This window comes from Streptomyces beigongshangae (genome assembly GCF_019710745.1).
In the GTDB taxonomy this organism is placed as follows: Bacteria; Actinomycetota; Actinomycetes; order Streptomycetales; family Streptomycetaceae; genus Streptomyces; species Streptomyces beigongshangae.
Genome location: NZ_JAHKJW010000041.1, coordinates 20,341 through 40,496, shown reverse-complemented (window position 1 = coordinate 40,496; position 20,156 = coordinate 20,341). Strand labels below are relative to the sequence as shown.

The 20,156-nt window shown below is 74.4% G+C and carries 17 protein-coding genes and 1 pseudogene; 9 read left to right on the top strand and 9 right to left on the bottom strand.

Annotated features, from left to right (window positions below; all coding sequences use genetic code 11):
- Positions 1-11 precede the first annotated feature (11 nt).
- Positions 12-1,423 (top strand): annotated as a pseudogene (locus KM933_RS27395) (amidase).
- 220 nt (positions 1,424-1,643) lie between these two features.
- Positions 1,644-2,939 (top strand): PLP-dependent cysteine synthase family protein, encoded by a 1,296-nt coding sequence (locus tag KM933_RS27390; RefSeq protein ID WP_221356924.1) that lies wholly within the window; start codon positions 1,644-1,646, stop codon positions 2,937-2,939.
- A gap of 126 nt (positions 2,940-3,065) precedes the next feature.
- Here KM933_RS27390 and KM933_RS27385 read toward each other — a convergent pair whose 3' ends face one another.
- Together KM933_RS27385 and KM933_RS27380 are read right to left on the bottom strand one after the other, a co-directional pair.
- Positions 3,066-4,241 (bottom strand): PP2C family protein-serine/threonine phosphatase, encoded by a 1,176-nt coding sequence (locus tag KM933_RS27385; protein ID WP_221356922.1) that lies wholly within the window; start codon positions 4,239-4,241, stop codon positions 3,066-3,068.
- Between the two features lie 631 nt (positions 4,242-4,872).
- Positions 4,873-5,838 carry a pirin family protein gene (locus tag KM933_RS27380; protein WP_221356920.1) on the bottom strand — a complete coding sequence of 322 codons (966 nt, stop codon included), beginning with the start codon at positions 5,836-5,838 and terminating at the stop codon, positions 4,873-4,875.
- Between the two features lie 127 nt (positions 5,839-5,965).
- Here KM933_RS27380 and KM933_RS27375 point away from each other — a divergent pair, with 127 nt between their 5' ends.
- Entirely contained in the window at positions 5,966-6,313 is a 348-nt protein-coding gene (locus KM933_RS27375; protein WP_221356918.1) for a tetratricopeptide repeat protein, read from the top strand.
- Between the two features lie 82 nt (positions 6,314-6,395).
- Here KM933_RS27375 and KM933_RS27370 read toward each other — a convergent pair whose 3' ends face one another.
- The 3 genes from KM933_RS27370 to KM933_RS27360 form a co-directional block, all read right to left on the bottom strand.
- Positions 6,396-7,418, bottom strand: a complete 1,023-nt coding sequence (locus tag KM933_RS27370; RefSeq protein ID WP_221356917.1) for a hemolysin family protein — start codon at positions 7,416-7,418, stop codon at positions 6,396-6,398.
- Positions 7,415-8,761 carry a hemolysin family protein gene (locus KM933_RS27365; protein ID WP_221356915.1) on the bottom strand — a complete coding sequence of 449 codons (1,347 nt, stop codon included), beginning with the start codon at positions 8,759-8,761 and terminating at the stop codon, positions 7,415-7,417. Before KM933_RS27365 ends, KM933_RS27370 begins: the two co-directional genes overlap by 4 nt.
- A gap of 213 nt (positions 8,762-8,974) precedes the next feature.
- Entirely contained in the window at positions 8,975-10,396 is a 1,422-nt protein-coding gene (locus KM933_RS27360) for a PepSY-associated TM helix domain-containing protein (RefSeq protein WP_221356913.1), read from the bottom strand.
- A gap of 213 nt (positions 10,397-10,609) precedes the next feature.
- Here KM933_RS27360 and KM933_RS27355 point away from each other — a divergent pair, with 213 nt between their 5' ends.
- Entirely contained in the window at positions 10,610-11,251 is a 642-nt protein-coding gene (locus tag KM933_RS27355) for a peptide deformylase (RefSeq protein ID WP_221356911.1), read from the top strand.
- Positions 11,252-11,320: 69 nt separating this feature from the next.
- Here the strand turns inward: KM933_RS27355 and KM933_RS27350 are convergent, their stop codons facing one another.
- Positions 11,321-12,757 (bottom strand): dihydrolipoyl dehydrogenase family protein, encoded by a 1,437-nt coding sequence (locus KM933_RS27350; protein WP_221356909.1) that lies wholly within the window; start codon positions 12,755-12,757, stop codon positions 11,321-11,323.
- A gap of 122 nt (positions 12,758-12,879) precedes the next feature.
- Between KM933_RS27350 and trxA the strand changes: the two genes are divergently transcribed.
- A complete protein-coding gene (gene trxA, locus KM933_RS27345; RefSeq protein ID WP_221356906.1) occupies positions 12,880-13,257 on the top strand; it encodes a thioredoxin in 378 nt (125 codons plus the stop codon).
- A 104-nt stretch (positions 13,258-13,361) separates the two neighbouring features.
- Here trxA and KM933_RS27340 read toward each other — a convergent pair whose 3' ends face one another.
- The gene (locus KM933_RS27340) at positions 13,362-14,438 is read right to left on the bottom strand and encodes a LacI family DNA-binding transcriptional regulator (RefSeq protein WP_221356904.1); all 1,077 of its coding nucleotides are present in this window, start codon (positions 14,436-14,438) and stop codon (positions 13,362-13,364) included.
- A 98-nt stretch (positions 14,439-14,536) separates the two neighbouring features.
- Complete coding sequence (locus KM933_RS27335) at positions 14,537-15,199, bottom strand: TetR/AcrR family transcriptional regulator (RefSeq protein ID WP_221356895.1); 663 nt, start codon at positions 15,197-15,199, stop codon at positions 14,537-14,539.
- A gap of 165 nt (positions 15,200-15,364) precedes the next feature.
- On the opposite strand from KM933_RS27335, the gene KM933_RS27330 reads away from it, so the two are divergent.
- From KM933_RS27330 to KM933_RS27315, 4 genes are all read left to right on the top strand, one after another.
- Positions 15,365-15,928, top strand: coding sequence for an NAD(P)H-dependent oxidoreductase (locus KM933_RS27330; protein ID WP_221356887.1), 564 nt, complete (start codon positions 15,365-15,367; stop codon positions 15,926-15,928).
- A 171-nt stretch (positions 15,929-16,099) separates the two neighbouring features.
- Positions 16,100-16,939 (top strand): HAD family hydrolase, encoded by an 840-nt coding sequence (locus KM933_RS27325; protein ID WP_221356886.1) that lies wholly within the window; start codon positions 16,100-16,102, stop codon positions 16,937-16,939.
- 149 nt (positions 16,940-17,088) lie between these two features.
- The gene (locus tag KM933_RS27320) at positions 17,089-18,540 is read left to right on the top strand and encodes an amidase (protein ID WP_221356874.1); all 1,452 of its coding nucleotides are present in this window, start codon (positions 17,089-17,091) and stop codon (positions 18,538-18,540) included.
- Positions 18,541-18,646: 106 nt separating this feature from the next.
- A complete protein-coding gene (locus tag KM933_RS27315; RefSeq protein WP_221357025.1) occupies positions 18,647-19,078 on the top strand; it encodes a type II toxin-antitoxin system PemK/MazF family toxin in 432 nt (143 codons plus the stop codon).
- On the opposite strand, the gene KM933_RS27310 is transcribed toward KM933_RS27315, so the two are convergent.
- The gene (locus tag KM933_RS27310) at positions 19,063-19,908 is read right to left on the bottom strand and encodes a TIGR02452 family protein (RefSeq protein WP_221356872.1); all 846 of its coding nucleotides are present in this window, start codon (positions 19,906-19,908) and stop codon (positions 19,063-19,065) included. The two genes, KM933_RS27315 and KM933_RS27310, sit on opposite strands and share 16 nt — an antisense overlap.
- Positions 19,909-20,156: the final 248 nt, after the last annotated feature.

The following is a 20,156-nucleotide window of genomic DNA, read 5'->3' as shown; positions in this document are numbered from 1 at the left end:
ACCCTCACCCTGTGACCACGCCCTCACCGCTGACCGGCCTGACAGCCCGCGACCTGCTGTCGGGCTACGCGCGCGGTGACTTCTCACCTGTCGAGGCGACCCGTGCGGTGCTGGAGCGGATCGACGTGATCCAGCCGGTGGTGAACGCGTTCGTGCGGGTGGACGCCCAGGAGGCCCTCGACATGGCGGCGGCCTCCACGGAGCGCTGGCGGCGCGGTGAGCCGCAGGGGCTGCTCGACGGGGTGCCCGTTTCGGTGAAGGACCTCCTGCTCCAGGCCGGGAGCCCACCCTGCGCGGTTCGAGGACCGTGTCGCCCCACTCGGACGCGTGGGAGGAGGACGCTCCGTGCGTGAGCCGGCTGCGGGCCCACGGGGCGGTGCTGGTGGGCAAGACCACGACCTCGGAGTTCGGCTGGAAGCCGGTCACCGATTCGCCCCTGACCGGCGTCACCCGCAATCCCCACGACCCCACCCGCACCTCGGGCGGCTCCAGCGGCGGCTCGGCCGCGGCCGTCGCGCTCGGCGCGGGGCCGCTGTCCGTGGGCACGGACGCGGGCGGACCGATCCGCATCCCCGCGTCGTTCTGCGGCGTCTTCGGGTTCAAGCCCACCTACGGCAGGGTGCCGATCCACCCGCACAGCCCCTACGGCACCCTCGCGCACCTGGGGCCCATGGCCCGTGACGCGGCGGACGCCGCCCTGCTCCTCGACGCGATCAGCGGCCAGGACTGGCGCGACGGCTCCCAGATCGGTCCCATGCCGTCCACGGCGGAGCGCCTGGAACGGGGAATCGAAGGGCTGCGGATCGCTTACGCGCCCTCGCTCGGCGGCCGGGGACAGGTCGCTTCCGCGGTCGCCGCCGCAGTACGCGCCGCGGTGGACCACCTGGCCGGTCTCGGTGCGCACGTCACAGAGGCCGCTCCCGGCATTCCCGACCCCTCGGACGCCTTCCGCACCCTGTGGTGCGCCGCGTCGGCACACGCGACACGCCATCTGGACCGGGACGAACGCGAACTCCTCGACCCGGGGCTCCGGGCCGCGGCCGAGCGGGGCACACGCATCAGCGCGCTGGACCACCTGGAGGCGGAGCGGATCCGTACGACCCTCGGCCACTCCATGGGCCGCTTCCACACCTCCTACGACCTGCTCGTCACGCCCACCCTGCCGCTGACGGCCTTCGACGCCGGCACAGAGGTGCCACCACGGTCGCAGCACACCGACTGGACGAGCTGGACACCCTTCACCCACCCCTTCAACCTCACCCAGCAGCCCGCCGCGACACTGCCCTGCGGTCTGGACGAGAACGGCCTGCCCGTGGGACTGCAGCTCATCGCGGCCCACCGCCACGACGCCCTGGTCCTGCGCGCCGCGCACACGCCCGGCAGCGTCCTGCCCGCCGCACCGCGCCCCGGCCCGCACCTGTGACGGACTCCGCGCAGGGGACCCGTGAGCGGCCTTTCGGGAAAGGCGTCCTGCGCGTGCGCCGTGGCGACGATCCGGCCGACGCATTGTATGAGGTGTTGGACCGCGCAGGTGGTCCGCGCGTGTTCGCTCCCGGGCCCGCGCCCTCCGGTACGGGTGGGCTGTTAGACAAGGCCCGTCGCCCGGCCCGGGCGGTACAGGCGGGATGTGCGGAGGTCGTCGGATGGGTGTGTCACGGCGTGCGGTGCTGCTTTCCGGTGCGGGGGCGGCTGCCGCGGCCGCTGCTGCCACGGCTGCGGAAACGGCTCTGGCGGCGGGCGGTTCCGTCGCGGGCGGGGCCGTCGGCGGGGCGGGCCGCTCCGTGCGGACCGAGGACGTCGGCCGGCACGGGGACGTCGGCCGGCAGGAGGACCTGTCGGACCGTTATCCGGACGAGCGCGGCTGGGTGAACGACTGCGTCCGGCGGATCAGGGCGCTGCCGTACGAGCCGACGCCGATGCTGGAGCTGGAGCTGCCCGCACGGCTGCGCGGTTCGCGGCTGCTGGTGAAGAACGAGTCGGTGCACCCTTCGGGCAGTCACAAGCACCGGCTGGCCCAGGCGCTGTTCCTCAACGCCCTGGCCAACGGGTGGCTGACGCGCAACAGCCCGGTCGTGGAGGCGTCCAGCGGATCGACGGCCATCTCCGAGGCGTGGTTCAGCAAACTGCTGGGGATCGACTTCGTCGCCGTCATGCCCTCCGGCACCACGGCGGAGAAGAAGCAGGCGGTCCTGGACCTCGGTGGCGAGATCGTCGAGGCGACCGGCGCGACCATCTCGGAGCGGGCCCGGAGCGAAGCCCGAGCCCGCCGCGGGCACTTCATGGACCAGTTCACCTACGCGGAGCGCGCCTACGACTGGCGCGGTGATCACGGGATGGCGGGCGAGATCCTCCACCAGGCCGACCCCGACTGGTTCGTCATGGGCGCGGGCACCGGCGGGACGGCGGCCTCACTGGCCCGGTACGCGCGCTACACCGGCCACCGGGTGCGGGTGTGCGTCACGGACCCCGAGAACAGCGCCTTCTTCCCCGGCTGGCGCGACAACGACCGCACGGTCACGGCGAAAGGCTCCCGCATCGAGGGCATCGGCCGCCCCAAGGTCGAGCCCTCGTTCCTCTTCCCTCTGGTCAACCGCATGATCCGGGTCCCGGACGCCGCTTCGATCGCCACCATGCGGGTCGTCGGGGAGCGGCTCGGCATCGCCCCCGGAGGCTCCACCGGCACCGGACTGTACGGAGCCCTGAAGGTCCTGGGCGGGCCGTCCCGGCACCGTGAGGGCGCCACCGTCGTCACCGTGCTCTGCGACTCCGGCGAGCGCTACCTCGACACCTACTACAGCGACGAATGGCTCGACCGGCAGAGGATCGACTTCCGTCCCTGGAGGGACACCGTCGAGCGTTTCCTCGACACCGGTCACTGGGTCCCGCCCAGGACGTGGCGCGAACCGCACACGCCACGCGGCCACATGTGGAACATGTGACGGGCCGGGTCCGTCGCGGCCCCGCGGACGCGATCGCCGCCGAAGCCGCGGCCGGCGGATCAGGCGCGGCCGTGCCCGCGGCGCCGCCCCACCGGCCGTGGGCGCCGCCCCGTCCGGGGCGGACCCTCAGTGCGGCCGTACTCGGTCGGAGGCGTCGGTGAGGTCGGCGCCCGTGTCTGCGCACCTCCGGGAGTGACCGGTGCCGTGCCAGTCCAGGCACATGACGGTCGCGTCGTCCTGCAGGTGACCGCGGTGGGCGTCGACGATCGCCGCGATCAGGGCGCGGGCGGCCTCACGGGGGTGCAGGGCGCGGGTGCGCGCGATGAGGCCGGGGAGGTCCAGGCCGTCGGCGTCGCCTTCGAGCATGCCGTCGGTGAGCATCACCAGGCGGTCACCCGGGCGCAGGTCCAGCGACTGGACCCGGTAGGCGTGCGGGACGTGCAGACCGAAGGGCATGTCGACCTCCGGGGTCATCTCCTGCACCCGGCCCTCGCGCATGCGCAGGGGCCAGGGGTGTCCGGCGTTGACGAACTCGCTCGTGCCGTCGGTCAGGCTGATGCGCAGGAGCTGGCCGGTGACGTAACCCTGGCCCCCGTGTTCGCGCACGGCCCGGTCTGCCTGGTGTGCCTGGTCGGCGAGGCAGGCCCCGGCGCGCCGCGCCCGGCGCAGCGCGCTCACCAGGAGGGTGGCCAGAAGCGCGGCGGAGACGTCGTGGCCCATGGCGTCGGTGACGGAGAGCTGGACGGTGTCCCGGTCGATCACGTAGTCGAAGGTGTCACCCCCGACATGGTCGGCCGGCTCCAGTGCCCCGGCGACCGCGAACTGGGCCGCCTCGCAGGCCAGCGACGCCGGCAGCAGACGGTGCTGGATCTCCGCGGCCAGGCTCAGCGGGAGAGTGCGCCGGCCCCACTGGTACACGTCGGTGTAGGAGCGGTTGGCGATGACGATGTAGGCCAGCGCATGCGCGCTCTCACCGACCTCCCGCATCACCCGCGCGCCGGGCACGGAGGGCAGGAACAGCTCCAGAAGGCCGATGGCGTCGCCCCGGTTGGTCACCGGGGCGACCACCCGCACCAGCGCGTCCTCGCCCTCGTCCTCCACACTCGGCCGCTGGGTGCGGATCACGTCGTCGTACAGGGTGCCCCGCAGTGGGATGCGCCGGGCAACCTCACCGGTGTCGACGCTGCCGGCCGTCCCCAGCCGTACCACCGAACCGCCGGCGAAGTCGGTGATCAGGAACGACACCGCCGCGGCCCCCAGCCGCTCCTTGAGCATGCGTGCGACGACATCGAGGGACTCCACCGGCGCCGCCGACTCCGCCGCCGCCAGCGTCCCCGCCAGGGCCCCCGTCCTGCCCGGACCGTCCCCGCTCCCGCTCTCGTCCCCGTCCCTGTCCCCGGAAGCACGAGCACTCGGCCCACCGTCCCCGCCGACGCCTTCGGGTGTGCCCACGTTCACGGTGACTCCTCACTGCTCACTGCTCACTGATGCCGTCGCCTTACGGTGTGCCGCCCGTTCCCGACTTTCGCCGGAAGCGTCCGGCGCACCGGGTTCCGGATCTTCCGTCGTACGGGAGGGTTCCCGGGGGAAGGGGCGCCCGGGGGCCCGGAAGCAGGGCGGGTGGAAGGACTGCACCGGAAGCATTGGTGCCCGCGTGCCCCGGCTCGACGGGAGGGCTCAAGGGGCGCAGAGTCTTCCGACGACGTCCGCCGACCGGACCCCGAAAGGGCCTCGTGACCAGGGCAGTCGCCGAGCGGGGCACACCCATCCGCATCGTTGTGGACGGCGGGATCACCGGTCCCGAACCGGTCCCGGTAAGGTCGGCCGGCCGGGTAGCCGGCGCCGGGCACCGGGCGCCCGGCCACAGCGTGGGTCGTGCAGGTGGACGCCGGGGAGGGGCCGAGGCCGGCGAGCACCGCGGTGTTCGTACTGTTCAGCGCACCCGTCCCCGCGGTTTCAGCGGTACGGGCGGCAGGTCCGGCGCAGGGAGCCGGTCACCGTCGTAACCCTTGACCTCGCCGAAGCGCGAGCTGTCCATCCAGTCCGTCCGGGCCTGCTCGATGTCCGCCTGGGACCGCCCGATGAAGTTCCACCACATCACCAGCTCCTCCTCGAACGGCTCGCCGCCGAGCAGCATGAGGCCGGCGTCGGACCCGGCACGCAGCGGCAGTTCGGTGCGGCCGCAGCCCAGGTAGAGCATGGATCCCGGCAGCAGCGGCACCCCGTCCACGTATGCCTCGCCGGACATGGACAGCACGGCGTACTCGAAGTCCCGCTCCAGCGGCAGGCGTACGTCGGCCCCCCGGTCCAGCGCCAGGTCGGCGCCGACGATCGGCGTGTACGTCGTGCCGGGCGAGACCGCCCCGTCGACGCCGCCCAGGACGACCGTGGCCCGCAGTCCGGGGGCCGTCACGACGGGCAGCCCGCCGTGGTGCTCGAAACGCGGTTCGGTGTGGCGGTCGCTGTCGGGCAGGGCGACCCACAACTGCGCGCCGTGCAGGAAGCGGGCGTGCGACCTGGGACTCTCCTCGGAGTGGCTGATGGCCCGGCCGGAGGTCATCAGGCCCAGCTCACGGGGGCGGATCGTCTGCAGGCTGCCCGTGGAGTCACGGTGCAGCACCTCGCCCTCGTGCAGCCAGCTGACGGTCTGCAGACCGATGTGCGGGTGCGGTGGCACCTGCATGCCGGGCTCCTCGGCGATGTCGTCGGGGCCGTAGTGGTCGACGAAGCACCACGCGCCCACCATGCGCCGGCCCAGGTTGGGCAGCAGCCGCCGGACCTCGCTGGACTCGCCGAGCCTGACGCGGCGGGGGGTGAGGAGTTCACGCACCGGCTCCGCCACCACGAAGCCACGGCCGCCGCACAGCGAGGGGACGGCCTCGCGATCGAGATTGCTCATGCCGACCAACCTAGACCCGCGGGAGAGCGTCCGTCATACCCTCCCCCGGCCTTCCTCCGCGGACCGTGACCTGGTTGTGGAATATTCAACAAAGCCGGGCGGTTCTGCCCGTCGAAGGAGGTCAGACGTGGACACGACGTACTACGACCACGGGACGGCCGCGGAGCGCTGGGAGCGCGCCCGGATGTTCTTCGACGCCAGGGACTACGCCGCTTCGGCGCGCGTCCTCGGCAGCCTGGTGGAGGAGGTGCCGCAGGAGACGGGCCCCCGCCTGCTGCTGGCCCGCGCCTACTACCACTCGGCCCAGCTGGGCCGGGCGGAGGCCCAGTTGCGCGTACTGGTCGAGCGCGACCCGGTGGAGCACTACGCCCACCTCATGCTCGGCCGCACCCTCCAGCGCCAGGGCCGCGCCGAGGAGGCCGAGCCGCACCTGCGTCTGGCCTCGGCGCTGGCGGGGGATTTCGCCTCGCTGTGAGGCATGTTCCACCGTGAGGTGCGTCAGGCGCGAGGTGCGTCAGGGCCGGGTCCCCGCCGTGCGGCGGGGACCCGGCCCTTCCCTACGCCGCCGCCCGCGGCTCCACCAGCCGGGCCAGCAGGTCGTCCAGGCTGACCAGGCCGGTCAGCCCGCCGTCCTCGTCCCGGACCACGGCGAGCGAGGCCCGGTGCTGCCTGAGCTGCTCGACGGCGTGCGCGAGCGTGTCGCCGGGGGCGAGTTCCGGCACCGGCCGGGCCAGGTCCCGCGCGCTCACGGCACGGCCCCGCGAGCGGGCGATGAGCGCGTCGCGGGCGTGCACCGAACCCAGCACCGTCCCGCCGTCCCGCACCAGCAGCCGGGTCCGGCCGCTGTCGCCCGCCACCCGCAGCACCGTCTCGACACCCGCCTCCGGCGCCACCGACGCGATCCGCCCCGCGGGCACCTGGAGGTCGCGGACCGGTTGCAGCGGTGTGGTCAGCGAGCTGGTGAGCAGCCGGGAGTCCGCCCCGCTGATCAGACCCAGCCGCTCCGACTCCGCCACCAGGTGCGTGAGCTGCTCCCGGTCGTGGACCGGGGCCAGCTCGTCGCGCGGGGTCACCCGGCAGAGCCGCACCAGCGCGTTGCTCACCCGGTCGAGCAGCACGATCAGCGGCCGTACGAGCCGGATGACGGCGCGGAAGGGCGGGGTGAGGAGCATCGCGGAGCGCTCGGGGTGGGCGATCGCCCAGGACTTGGGCGCCATCTCGCCCAGCACCATGTGCAGGAACACCACCACGATCATCGCGAGGGCGAAGGACACGCCGTAGCTGAGCCCGCCCGGCAGTCCCAGCCGGTGCAGCAGCGGGTCCAGTTCGTGCGACACCGCGGGCTTGGACACCGAGCCCAGGCCCAGGGTGCAGACGGTGATGCCGAGCTGGGCGCCCGCGAGCATCAGGGACAGCTCGCGCATTCCGGCCAGGGCGGCCGCGGCGCCCCGCTGTCCGGCCGCCGCGGCCTGCTCGATCCGGTGGCGCTTGGCGGCGACCAGCGCGAACTCGGCCGCGACGAAGAACCCGCTGCCGACGAGCAGCAGCACGGTGACGAGGAGGGCCATGGGAAAACTCATGCCGGGTCCTTCCCGAGGGCGGCCGGGTCCTTCCCGAGGGCGGCCGGTTCCTCGCCGAGGGCGAGGCGGACCCGCTCCGCCACGTGCCGGTCCAGTGCGCGTACGTCGATGACGGCCCGGCGGCCGTCGGGCAGTGCGACGGTGAGCCGGTCGCCGATCGCCGGGAAGCGGCCGAGCCGGTCCACGATCAGGCCCGCCACGGTGTCGTAGTCCTCCTCCCCGGGCAGCTCGACGCCGGTCGCCCCGGCGACCTCGTCCAGCCGGCGCCGGGCGTCGACGATCCAGCCGTCCCCGTCGGCGACGGCCACCTCGGTCACGGTGTCGGACTCGTCGGCGATGTCGCCGACGAGTTCCTCGGCGATGTCCTCGTAGGTCACGATGCCCGCCACGCCGCCGTGTTCGTCGAGGACGACCGCGAACTCGTCGTCCCGCTCCCGCATCCTGGCGACCGCGTCCGGCAGCGGCAGCGTGTCGGGGAGCACCAGGGGCACGCGGGCCAGTTCGCCCGCCCGGGCGCCGGGCCGGGCCCGCATCAGCTCGCGCACGCCGAGGACGCCCGCCATGTCGTCCGGGTGGTCGCCGAGGACCGGATAGGTGGAGTGCCCGTGCTTCGCGATCAGCTCGGTCGCCTCGGCGGCCGTGGCGTCCTCGCGGACGAACACGGTGTCGGCGCGCGGCACCATCACCTCGTCGAGCGTGCGGTCGGAGAACTCCAGCGCGTGGTCGAGCAGGGCCGCCGTCTCGCGGGGCAGGCGCCCCTGCTCGTGGGACTCCCCGATGAGGTGGCCTAGCTCTTCGAGGGTCGCGCCGTGGTGCAGTTCCTCGACGGGCTCGATGCCGACGCGGCGCAGCAGCCGGTTCGCGGCGCCGTCGAAGAGCCGTACCACCGGACCGACGACCTTCAGGTACGCCAGTGTGGAGCCGGCCAGGGACTTGGCCAGGCGCTCCGGCACGGCGAGGGCCAGGTTCTTGGGGGCCAGCTCGCCGAGGACCATCTGCAGGACGGTCGCCGTGACGAAGGCGAGGACCACGGAGACGCCGGTGACCGCCCCGTCCGGGAGGCCGGTGCCGGTGAGCACGGGCCTCAGCAGCGCGGACACGGAGGGCTCGGCGAGGAAGCCGACGACCAGGCCGGTCACGGTGATGCCGAGCTGGGCGCCCGACAGCATGAAGGACAGCCGCTCCAGGACGGTCAGGGCGCGGGCGGCCCGGCGGTCGCCCGCCGCCGCGTCGCGTGCGAGGGCGAGGCGGTCGGCGGCGACGTACGCGAACTCCTGGGCGACGAAGTAGCCGGTGCCGGCGGTGAGGAGGAGGACGGCCAGCAGGCCGAGCACGGCACTCATCGGACACCACCCCGCCGGATGCCGTGTTCGTGTTCGGTGAGAAGGGGGCGGGATGGTCCGGGACTGTGTCCCGGGGGGTCCGTCGGTCTGGCGGACAAGGAAGGGCTCCTCTGGGTCGTTCTGTCCCCGAGGAACGATTCTCGCCGCCGGGCGGTTCCCCTGCCACCGGCGGGCCACCGGCGGCGCACGCGGCACCGCCGGGGCCCGGACCTGCTACTTCGCGGTCTCCTGTGCGGGCTCGGCCGGTCCGTAGGTGCGCTTGCCGCGCCGGTGGGCGATCTCGCCCAGGATCACGTCCACCGCGATGAAGGCCGCCAGCGGGATCCCGAGGAGCGGCACGAAGTACCCGAGGACGGCGATGCCCGCCATCAGCGGGACGAGGACGTGGGCGGGGACCTGCTGCCAGGCGCCGCGTGGGATCGGCCGGCCGAAGGCCGAGGCGCGGCCCCGCTGCCACCACATGCGGTAGCCCCAGAGGATGAGCAGGATCAGGGCGAGGGCGAGGGCCATCAGCAGGAGCTGGTTGACGATGCCGAAGAGGACGCCGGTGTGCGCGTCGATGCCCCAGCGGGTGAGCTTCGCCAGCACCGGGAAGTCGGCGAAGCGCACGGTGTCCGTCACCTCGCCGCTCGCCGGGTCGACCGCGACCGAGTCCTGCTTGGTGGGCCAGCTGCGCTGGACCTGGGCGACGACGTAGGCCGACGAGTCGTCGGCGGGCGGCACGATCTCGACCGGGTCGCCCAGGCCCTTCGCCCGCGCGGCGGCCAGTACCTTGTCGAGGCCGACGCCGTGCTCGACGCCGCCCTCGGCGGAACCCGCGCCGTGGCCCTCGTGCTCGCCGCCGGCGGCGGCCGACACCGCCGGGGTCTCCTGGCGCAGCTGGGTGCGCAGCTCGCCGATGTTCGCCCCGGCGTACGTCGACCAGGTCAGGCCCGTCGCCGAGAGGAAGATCAGGCCGACCGCGGCCCAGGCGCCGACCGAGCCGTGCAGGCCGAGCGTGCGGCGGCGGCCACTGGTGCCGCGCAGCTTGCGCCGGCTGCTGCGGCGGCCGAACCAGAGCACCAGACCGCCGCCCGCGATCACCCACAGCCAGCTGGCGGCGAGTTCGCTGTAGAGGCGGCCGTCGTCACCGAGCCTCAGGTTGGCGTGGAACTCGTCGATCCAGGTGCGCAGCGGCAGGGCGCCGGTGGAGCCGTACTGTTCGAGCGCGCCGCGCACCTCGGCGGTGTACGGGTCGACGAACACCGCGAGGGTGTGGGTCTCGGCGATGCCGTCGACGCCGGCCAGCATCACCCTGGTGCTCGCGTCGTCCTCGGGCGAGGGGCGGACGGCGGCGACCGTGCCCTCCGGGTGGGCCTTGCGGGCGGCGGCGACCTGCTCCGAGACCGGCAGTTTCGCGTCGCCGACGGGGACGGTCGTCTCGTGCGAGTAGATGATCTTCTCGGCCTGGAACGACGCCGCGTACAGGAACCCGGTCGTGGCGGCGACGAGCAGGAAGGGGGCGACGAGCACTCCCGCGTAGAAGTGCAGCCGCAGCACCAGCGGGCGGAGCGGCGCCCAGCCGCTGCGTCCGGGGGCGGCGGGGGTGACGGATCTCGGGGACTCGTCCGTCTCGGTCGTGGGTGCGGTGGACATCGGCTGGCTTCTCCGGTCGGGCAGGGGACGACGGGGCCGTACTGGCCGTTGCGGTGCAGTAGTCGGTGGGAGGGGCCCCTGAGTTCCCGGAGATTTCCGTGACGTGAGTCACATCGCGCTCGGGGGTGCCGGACCGGTGCCGTACCCGGGGTCCGTGCCCGCCGCGGAGGAGCCGCCTCGCGTCCCGGGCGCCGGTCTTGGCATGCTGGCGCGATGACAGCCCTCCATGACCCCGCGCCCCTCGCCCACCGGGTGGAGGAACTCCTCTCCCGCGGCGGCCCGCTGCCGATCGTGGCCGCCGGCGACCCGGTGCTGCGCCGGGCGGCCGAGCCGTTCGACGGCCAGCTCGACCCCCCGCTCCTGGATCGCTTCGTCGTGGCCCTGCGCGACACGATGCGCGCGGCGCCGGGCGTCGGGCTGGCCGCGCCGCAGGTGGGCGTCCCGCTGCGGCTCGCGGTGATCGAGGACCCGGCGCCGGTCCCGGACGAGATCCGCGAGGCGCGCGGCCGGGTGCCGCTCCCCTTCCGGGTCCTGGTGAACCCGGTGTACGAGCCCGTGGGCACCGCCCGCGCGGCGTTCTTCGAGGGCTGTCTGAGCGTGCCGGGCTGGCAGGCGGTGGTGGCCCGGCCCGCCGAGGTGCGGCTGCGGGCGCGGGACGAGCACGGGAACCCGGTGGACGAGGTGTTCACGGGCTGGCCCGCGCGGATCGTCCAGCACGAGACGGACCATCTGGACGGCACGCTCTACCTCGACCGGGCGGAGCTGCGCTCGCTGTCCTCCGGCGAGGCGGTGGCGCGGTGGTGGGCCCAGCCCACTCCGGCGCGGGCGGCGGAGGAGCTGGGCTTCGGCCTCTGAGTCCCGCCGGCGGACTTCGGCCTCCGATTCCCACCGGCGGGCTTCGGCCTCCGGTGGGAATCGGCGGGACTACTTGCCGTCGCGGTACGCCTCCAGCAGCCTGAGCCACACCTCGCTCAGCGTCGGGTAGGACGGGACCGCGTGCCACAGCCGGTCCACCGGGACCTCGCCGGTGACGGCGATCGTGGCGGCGTGGATCAGCTCGCCGACGCCGGCGCCGACGAACGTGACACCGCGCAGGGTCCCGGTGTCCAGGTCCACCACCATCCGGGCCCGGCCGCGGTAGCCGTCGGCGTGCAGTCCGGCGCCCGCGACCGAGGAGAGGTCCACGTCGACCGCCCTGACCCGGTGGCCCGCCCGCTCGGCCTCGGCGAGGGAGAGGCCCACGGAGGCGGCCTCCGGGTCGGTGAAGACGACCTGGGGGACGGCCGCGTGGTCGGCGGTCGCGGAGTGGGCGCCCCAGGCGTCGGTCTCCAGGATCGGCACACCGGCCGCGCGGGCGGCGATGGCGGCGCCCGCGATCCGGGCCTGGTACTTGCCCTGGTGGGTGAGGAGGGCGCGGTGGTTGACGTCGCCGACCCCGTAGAGCCAGTCGGTGCCCGCGACCCGGCAGCTGTCGTCGACCTCCAGCCAGGAACCGGGTGCGAGGCCGACCGTCTCCAGGCCGATGTCGTCGGTGCGCGGGGCGCGTCCGGTGGCGAAGAGGATCTCGTCGGCCTCGATGCGGTCACCGGTGGAGGTGGTGACCACGACCGTCGCACCCTCCCGGGCCACCGACTCGACCGAGACGCCCGTCCGTACGTCGGCGCCCGCCTCCGTGAGGGCCTCGGCGACCAGCTCGCCGGCGAAGGGCTCCATACGGGGCAGCAGGCCCCCGCCGCGCACGAGGAGCGTGACCCGTGAGCCGAGGCCCTGCCAGGCGGTGGCCATCTCCACGCCGACGACCCCGCCGCCGACGACCACGAGGCGGCCCGGGACGCTCTGCGCGCTGGTGGCCTCACGGCTGGTCCAGGGCGCGGCCTCGTCGATCCCCGGCAGACCGGGCAGTACGGCGCGGGAGCCGGTGCTGACGGCCACGGCGTGCCGGGCCGTCAGGACGTGCCGTTCCCCGTCGGGGCCCTCGACCGCGACCCGGCGCTCCCCGTCGAGCCGGCCGTGCCCGCGGTAGAGGTCCACGCCGACGCCTTCGAGCCACCGGACCTGCCCGTCGTCCTTCCAGTTCGAGGTGAACCAGTCGCGGTTCGCGAGGACCGCGGCCGCGTCGAGGGGGCCCTGCACGGCCTGGCGCAGGCCGGGGATCCTGCGGGCGTCCGCGCGGGCGAGCACGGGGCGCAGCAGGGCCTTGCTGGGCATGCAGGCCCAGTACGAGCACTCGCCGCCGACCAGCTCGCTCTCCACCACCGCGGTGGAGAGACCGGCCGCGCGGGCGCGGTCGGCGACGTTCTCCCCCACCGGCCCCGCCCCCAGCACCACGACGTCGTACACGTTGTCTTCCGTTTCCGTCATGGGGTCAGTCTGGTGGGTGGTGCGGACCCTGGCCACACGGGTACCCGCGTGGAATAGGCGGCCGGTCGCCACCGTTGTGCACAACGGCCGAGCACCGACCCCAGGAAGAGGGAATCAGTCCCATGAGCAGCACCGTTGAGCTCACCAAGGAGAACTTCGACCAGACGGTCACGGACAACGGGTTCGTCCTGATCGACTTCTGGGCGTCCTGGTGCGGTCCGTGCCGGCAGTTCGCCCCGGTCTACGAGAAGGCCGCGGAGGCCAACCCCGACCTCGTCTTCGCCAAGGTGGACACGGAGGCACAGCCCGAGCTGGCCGCGGCCTTCGACATCCGGTCGATCCCGACGCTGATGATCGTCCGCGACCAGGTGGCGGTCTTCGCCCAGCCGGGGGCCCTGCCCCAGGCCGCGCTGGAGGACGTCATCGGCCAGGCCAGGAAGCTGGACATGGACGAGGTCCGCAGGTCGGTCGCCGAACAGCAGGCGAAGCAGCAGCAGTAGCAGTAGCAGTAGCAGTAGCAGTAGCAGCAGGAAACCGGCGCCCCGAAGGGGCGCGGGGAACTGCGCGAGCAACCCCCACGCGGCCGCGGACGACGGCCTCGCCGTCAGCTCGACTCCCGGTGCACGACCTTCGCGCCCAGCACCTCGTGCGCCTCGGGCGGCGCGCCGGGCTCGCGCACCGCGCGGTCGACCAGCTCGGCGAGGTCCCGCCCCGACGGCAGCTCGATGTGGACCGTGCTCAGCCGCGGCCGCAGCAGCCGGCCGAGCATCAGGTCGTCGGCGCCCACCACGGCCGTCTCGTCCGGTATGCCGATGCCCTCGTCCTGCAGCGCCCGCATCAGCAGCATCGCGAACTCGTCGTTGTACGCGAACACGGCGTCCAGGCCCAGGGAGCGCCAGCGCCCCGCGAGGCCGGCCGCGGCCTTCTCGTCGTAGGCGAGCGGCACCTCGGTCAGCGTCGCACCGGTACCGGCCAGGGCCTGCCGTACGCCTTCGAGCCGGGGTCTGGAGAAGATCTGCAGTCCGGCGTCCTCGGGCACCACGGCGCCGACGCTCCGGTAGCCCCGCTCCAGCAGGTGCGCGCCGACGCTCCGGCCGACCCCGTGGTGGTCCATGAGCAGCGCGTGCGCCCCCTCGACGCGTTCGGGCCCCAGGGTGACGACGGCCCGGGCCCCCGCCCGCTTGAGCACGGACACCCCGCGGGGACCGAGACCGCCGCCGGGCGCCAGTACGGCGACCGGCCGCAGCTCGGCCCAGGCGCGGGCCGCCTCGTCGCCCTGGAGGCCGAGGCCGCCGTACTGCACGACCGTGTATTCGAGGCGGCTGAGCGCCCACTGCAGTTCGTTGAAGAAGCGGCTGTAGAGGGGGCCCACGGGCACGTCCGGGGCGGGCATCAGGACCATGCGGCTGTGCCCGGCGCGCAGGCTGCGGGCCGCGGCGTGCGGCACGTACCCGAGCTCCTCGGCCGCCTCGTGGACGCGGCGGCGGGTGGGCTCGCTGATCCGTACGGCGCTGGTGTTGTTGAGGACGTAGGAGACGGTCGCACGCGAGACGCCCGCCAGACGGGCCACATCGGCACTCGTCGGCACGGAGTGCTGTGGGGGCGACGGGTGCGGTCGCGGTGGGTGCGGGGACGGCGGAGGGGCGGATGTTCTCGGTATCTGCACCATGACGTACGGCATCCTCGCAGAGGGCGGGGAGGGGCCGGGGGCCGGGGGCGGCGTGGCGGCCGGGCGTCCGGCGGCGCCGGTCCGTGCCCGGTGCCGCCCAAGTGGCCCTTCTACCGCGGGAGTTCCGTACGGGTCACGCGTGTCACCAGGTCGGTCCAGCCCGCCTCCAGGCGCTCCAGCGGCATCCCGCACTCCTCGGTCAGGTGGTGGATCAGGGCGGGGTCGAGGTAGCCCATCAGCACCTGGGCGAGCAGCGGGGCGTCGGCGCCCGGCACCGCCTGCCGCAGCAGCAGGGTGACGTGGCCGGTGAGGAACCGCTGGGGCGGGAAGGAGAAGCGGCGGGTTGGCTCCGGCTGGGCCGCCAGCTGCAGCTCCAGGTGGTCGACGTACTGCCGCAGGACGGCGGTTCCGAACGCCTGCAGCCGCTCGACCGGTGGCGCGCCGGGGCCCAGCGGCGGCGGACCGCCGAGCAGGGCGCCCTGGAGCTGCTGGGCGGAGTGGTCCAGCAGGGCCATCAGCAGGCCGGTGCGGTCGCCGAAGCGGCGGAAGACGGTCCCCTTGCCGACCGAGGCCGCGGCGGCCACCGCCTCCATCGTGACGCCGGCCGCGCCGTGCTCCGCGACCAGGCGCGCGGCCGCTTCCAGCAGCCGGGCGCGGTTGCGGGCCGCGTCGGCGCGCAGGCAGGGCTCGTCCGCTCCGGAACCCAGCTCCAGGAGGACGGGCTCGTCGGTCGGCTCCTGGGGTCGGGGGAAGGGCGGCAGGGAGGCGGACATGAAGACAGCGTAACGCCGGGGAAGAAAACTGGACCGCGGTCCGTTTGACTGGTACAACTTTAAACGGACCTCGGTCCGGATCGTGACGGCACTGTTTCGCCCCTCGTTCTTCCCTGGTCCCCTGCTCCTCCCGCCCCCCCTCGTGCCACCTTTTTGGAGTTCCCCATGTCTGTCCGCATCCTCGCGCTCGTCGGCAGTCTCCGCGCCGGCTCCCACAACCGCCAGCTCGCCGAGGCCGCCGTCAAGCTCGCGCCCGAGGGCGCGCAGGTCGAGCTGTTCGAGGGCCTGGCCGAGATCCCCTTCTACAACGAGGACATCGACGTCGAGGGCGACGTCCCGGCCGCCGCCGCCCGGCTGCGCGAGGCCGCCGGCTCCGCCGACGCCCTGCTGCTCTTCTCGCCCGAGTACAACGGCACCATCCCGGCCGTCCTGAAGAACGCCATCGACTGGCTGTCCCGTCCCTACGGCGCCGGTGCCCTGAACGGCAAGCCCCTCGCCGTGGTCGGCACCGCCTACGGCCAGTACGGCGGCGTCTGGGCGCAGGACGAGGCCCGCAAGGCCGCCGGCATCGCCGGTGCCAAGGTCCTCGAGGACGTCAAGCTCTCCATCCCGGAGTCGGTCGTCCGCTTCGCCGAGACGCACCCCGGTGACGACACCGAGATCGCCGCGAAGCTCACCGAGGTCATCGAGCAGGTCAAGGGCCAGGCCGGCACGCCCGTCGCCGCCTGACCCGGTACGTTCCACGCCACGCCGCCGACTGCGGTTCGCGGTCCGCGTCGAGGGTGCACACCGTCCGTGCCGCGGGGGCCGGGGCCGACAGCTCCGGCCCCCGCGGCACGTCGCCCCGCCCGGTGGCCGTCCACGCCGCCGCCGGGCTTCCCCGGAAGGTGGCGGTCCGCCATGACGACGCCCGTTCCCGCCACCGCGCCGAAGCTCGTGGCCACCGATCTGGACGGAACGCTGCTGCGCGGCGACGGGACCGTGTCCGGGCGGACGGCGGCCGCGCTCACGGCGGCCGAGGCGGCGGGCATCCGCCTCGTGCTCGTCACCGGCCGGCCCCCGCGGAGCCTCGGCGCCCTGCACGACACCGTAGGACGCCACTTCGCGATCACCGCCAACGGCGCCGCCGTGTACGCGCCCGACGGCACGGCCGTACGCCTGTCGCCGTTTCCGGCGGACCGGCTCACCGCGCTGGTGGCCCGCGTCCGCGCGGCGGCGCCCGGGGTGTCCTTCGCCTTCGAGTACGAGAAGGACTTCGGCCACGAGGAGGCGTACCCCGCCTGGTCGTACGGGGAGGCGGTGGTCGAACTGATCGGCGCCGCCGAGGAGCTGCTCGCACAAGAGCCCGCCCGGCCCGTCCTGAAGATCCTCGCCCACCATCCGTCGCTGCCGCTGCGCGACTTCCACCTGCGGGCACGGGCCGGCGCGGGCGCCGACGCCGAGACCACGCACTCCACGGGACTGTCGCTGGTCGAGTTCAGCGCCCCGGGCGTCACCAAGGCCAGTGCGCTCACGGCGTGGAGCTCCGGTCTCGGTCTGGGCCCCGACGACATCGCCGCGTTCGGTGACATGCCCAACGACCTGCCCATGCTGAGGGCGGTGGGTCGCTCGTACGCCATGGCCAACGCCGACCCCGAGGTCCGGCGGGCCGCCCGCTTCCACACCGCGTCGAACGACGAGGACGGTGTGGCCCGGGTGCTGGAGGAGTTCGTGCGGCTGGCGCGGTACCGGGCCGCGTAGGCAGGGCCGCGGAACCGCGCCGGGACGCGGGGCCCGTCCACGGGCGGGCCGGGGATGCAGCCACCGCGGGGGAAGCCGCCCTTCCCGTACCGCGGGGGCCCGCCGGAGACTACCGTTCGGCGGACACCGTGTTCCCGGAGGTGGTCCGTATGACGTCCGGCCGTACCGCGGGCCTCGCGGAACACGCCCGTGCCCTCGCCGGGGGCGCGGTGTCCTCGCGGGCGCTCGTCGAGGAGGCCCTCGCCGGGATCGAGGCCACCCGGGGGACCCTGAACGCCTTCCGGCTGGTGCGCGCCGAGGCCGCGCTCGCCGAGGCCGACGCCGCCGACCGGGAGCTGGCGGCGGGCGGATGCCGGCCGCTGCTCGGGGTGCCGGTGGCGGTCAAGGACGACATGGAGGTGGCGGGGGTGCCGACGGCCTTCGGCTGCCGCGGGGAGTTCCCGCCCGCCGCGCGGGACGGCGAGGCGGTGCGCCGGCTGCGGGCGGCCGGGGCCGTGATCGTCGGCAAGACCAACACCTGCGAGCTGGGGCAGTGGCCCTTCACCGAGGGCCCGGCCTTCGGGGACACCCGCAACCCCTGGCACACCGGCCACACCCCGGGCGGCTCGTCCGGCGGCTCGGCGGCCGCCGTCGCGGCGGGCCTGGTCCCGGCCGCGCTGGGCTCCGACGGGGCCGGCTCGGTCCGCATCCCCGCGGCCTGGACCCATCTGGTCGGCATCAAACCGCAGCGCGGCCGGATCTCGACCTGGCCGCGCCCGGAGTCCTTCCACGGCATCACGGTCAACGGCACGCTGGCCCGTACCGTCGAGGACGCCGCGCTGCTCCTGGACGCGGCGAGCGGCAACCACGCACGCGATCCGCACCGCCCGCCCGCGGTGCGCGTGTCGGACGCGGTGGGCCGGGAACCGGGACGGCTGCGGATCGCGCTGTCGCTGAAGCCCCCGTTCACAGCGCTGCCCGCGCGGCTGCACCCCGGCGTACGGGCCCGGGTGGTCGCCCTCGCGGAGCGGCTGGCCGCGCTCGGGCACGAGGTCGAGGAGGCCGATCCGCCGTACGGGCAGATCGGGCCGGCCTTCCTGCCGCGCGCCACCGCCGGTATCGCCGAGCGGGTCCGCGAGCTGCCGGACCCCGGTCTGCTGGACCCCCGCACCCGTGCGGCGGCGCGGCTCGGGCGCCTGCTCGGTGGTGCCCCGCTGCGGGCGGCCCGGCGCGCGGAGGCGCGGCTGCACCGGCGGATCGGCGCGTTCCTCCGGACGTACGACGTACTGCTGACGCCGACGACGGCCGCTCCCCCGCCGCGGATCGGCGCCCTGCACGGTCTGGGCGGCTTCGGCACCGACCGCGCCATGATCGCCGCGTGCCCGTACGCCTGGCCGTGGAACGTGCTGGGCTGGCCCGGCGTCAACGTCCCCGCCGGGTTCGTCGACGGCTCGCTGCCCGTGGGCGCGCAGCTCCTCGGCCCCGCGGACAGCGAGCCGCTCCTCGTCTCGCTCGCCGCGCGGCTGGAGGAGGACCGGCGGTGGTACGAGCGGTGGCCGGGCGGCGGACCAGGGGCCGAACCGGGCGGCTCCGCGACGCGGTTCGGTCCGGGCGCGGGTTAGCACGGGCTAGCGTGTGGACGTGACTGCTTCCCCCGCTTCCCCTGCTTCTTCCGTCTCCTCCGCCTCCTCCGCCTCCTCCGTCTCCTCCGGGCCCTTCGCGCCCTCCGTGGCCGACGTCCCCGGGCGGTCCGGGCCCTCCGCCACGGTCGAGGCCGATCCCCGGCGGGTCGGGCCCGTACGGACCGAGTACTCGCCCGCACACGACGGGGACCCGGATCCGGGGGAGATCGTCTGGACCTGGGTGCCCTACGAGGAGAACGACGGACGGGGCAAGGACCGGCCGCTGCTGGTGGTCGCCCGGGAGGCCGCCGGCACGTTCCTCGCCGTGCGGTTGTCCAGCAGGCGGCGCGACGGCGACCGGGAGTGGGTGCCGATCGGCAGCGGGCCGTGGGACCGGTCGGGGCGCGACTCGTGGGTGGGCGTGGACCGGGTGCTGCGGCTGCACGAGAAGGGGATGCGCCGGGAGGCGTGCGCGCTGGACCGGATGCGGTTCAACCTGGTGGTGCACCGGTTGCGGGAGCGCTACGGCTGGCGCTGAGGGGCCTTGAACGCCCGCTCGAAGGCGCCCCGGACCACCGCTCCCCCCGTACGGTCCAGGACACCGAACACGACGTGTTCGAAGGAACCGGAGAAGCGGCCGCCGTCCCCGAGCAGTGCGCGGAAGGCGCCCGCGACCTGCGCGGGGTCGTTCCGGAAGACCCCGCAGCCCCAGGCCCCGAGCACGAGCCGGCGGTAACCGTGCGCCAGGGCCGTCTCCAGCACCCGCTCGGCACGGGAGGCGAGGGCGCGCGGCAGCTCGGGCACGCGCTCCGGCGCGGTGCGTGCGATCACTCCGGCGTTCGGTGCGGCGGCGGTCAGGAACCCGGCGGTGTACGGCTCGTCGAGGAGTGCTCCCCGGTCGTCGCGGAAGACCGGGACGGCCGGTGAGTGGATCACGCGGTCGGTGTAGAAGGGATCGCGGTGCGTCCGGTGGTGGTCGTAGAAGCCGCGGGCCCGCACCACGCACGAGTGGAGCGCCGAGGCCCGGCAGAGGGCCTCTTCCTGGGCCTGCGCGCCGTTCAGGTATCCCCCGCCGGGGTTGCGGGCCGACGCGAAGTTCAGTACGGCGACCGGACCGGTCAGCCGGCTCGCCGCCTGGAGGCTGCTCTCCCCCGTGACCTCGAAGGACGTGTCCACCGGGCGCGGCAGCGGGGCGCCGGGACCGGGGCGCGGGACCTCCACGGGCTCCGGCCCGTACATCCGGGTGCCCTCGCGGGCGGCGGCCACCGCCGCGGCGATCGACACCTCGCGCCCGTCGGACGCGCGGTACGAACCCGCCGCGACGATCTCCTCCGTGTGCCGCGCGATCGCGCGCAGGCGGGCGCTCATGGCGCCACCCCTGTAGGCGCCATGACCGCGCGCCGCGCGCTCTCCCACGGTCCCCCCGCCAGGTCCCCCGCCGTGTCCCTCACCGCGTCCCCCGTCGTGCTCATGAACGCATGGTGAGTGATCCTGGTAGGACGCCGCAACAGGGTTTCCCGACGCACGAAGGCCCCCATAGGCACTCTTGTGCGAATCACCGCAAGGGTCTTGGGTAGGACGAGCGCCTGTCGGCCCGACCCGTCCGGAACAGGGCC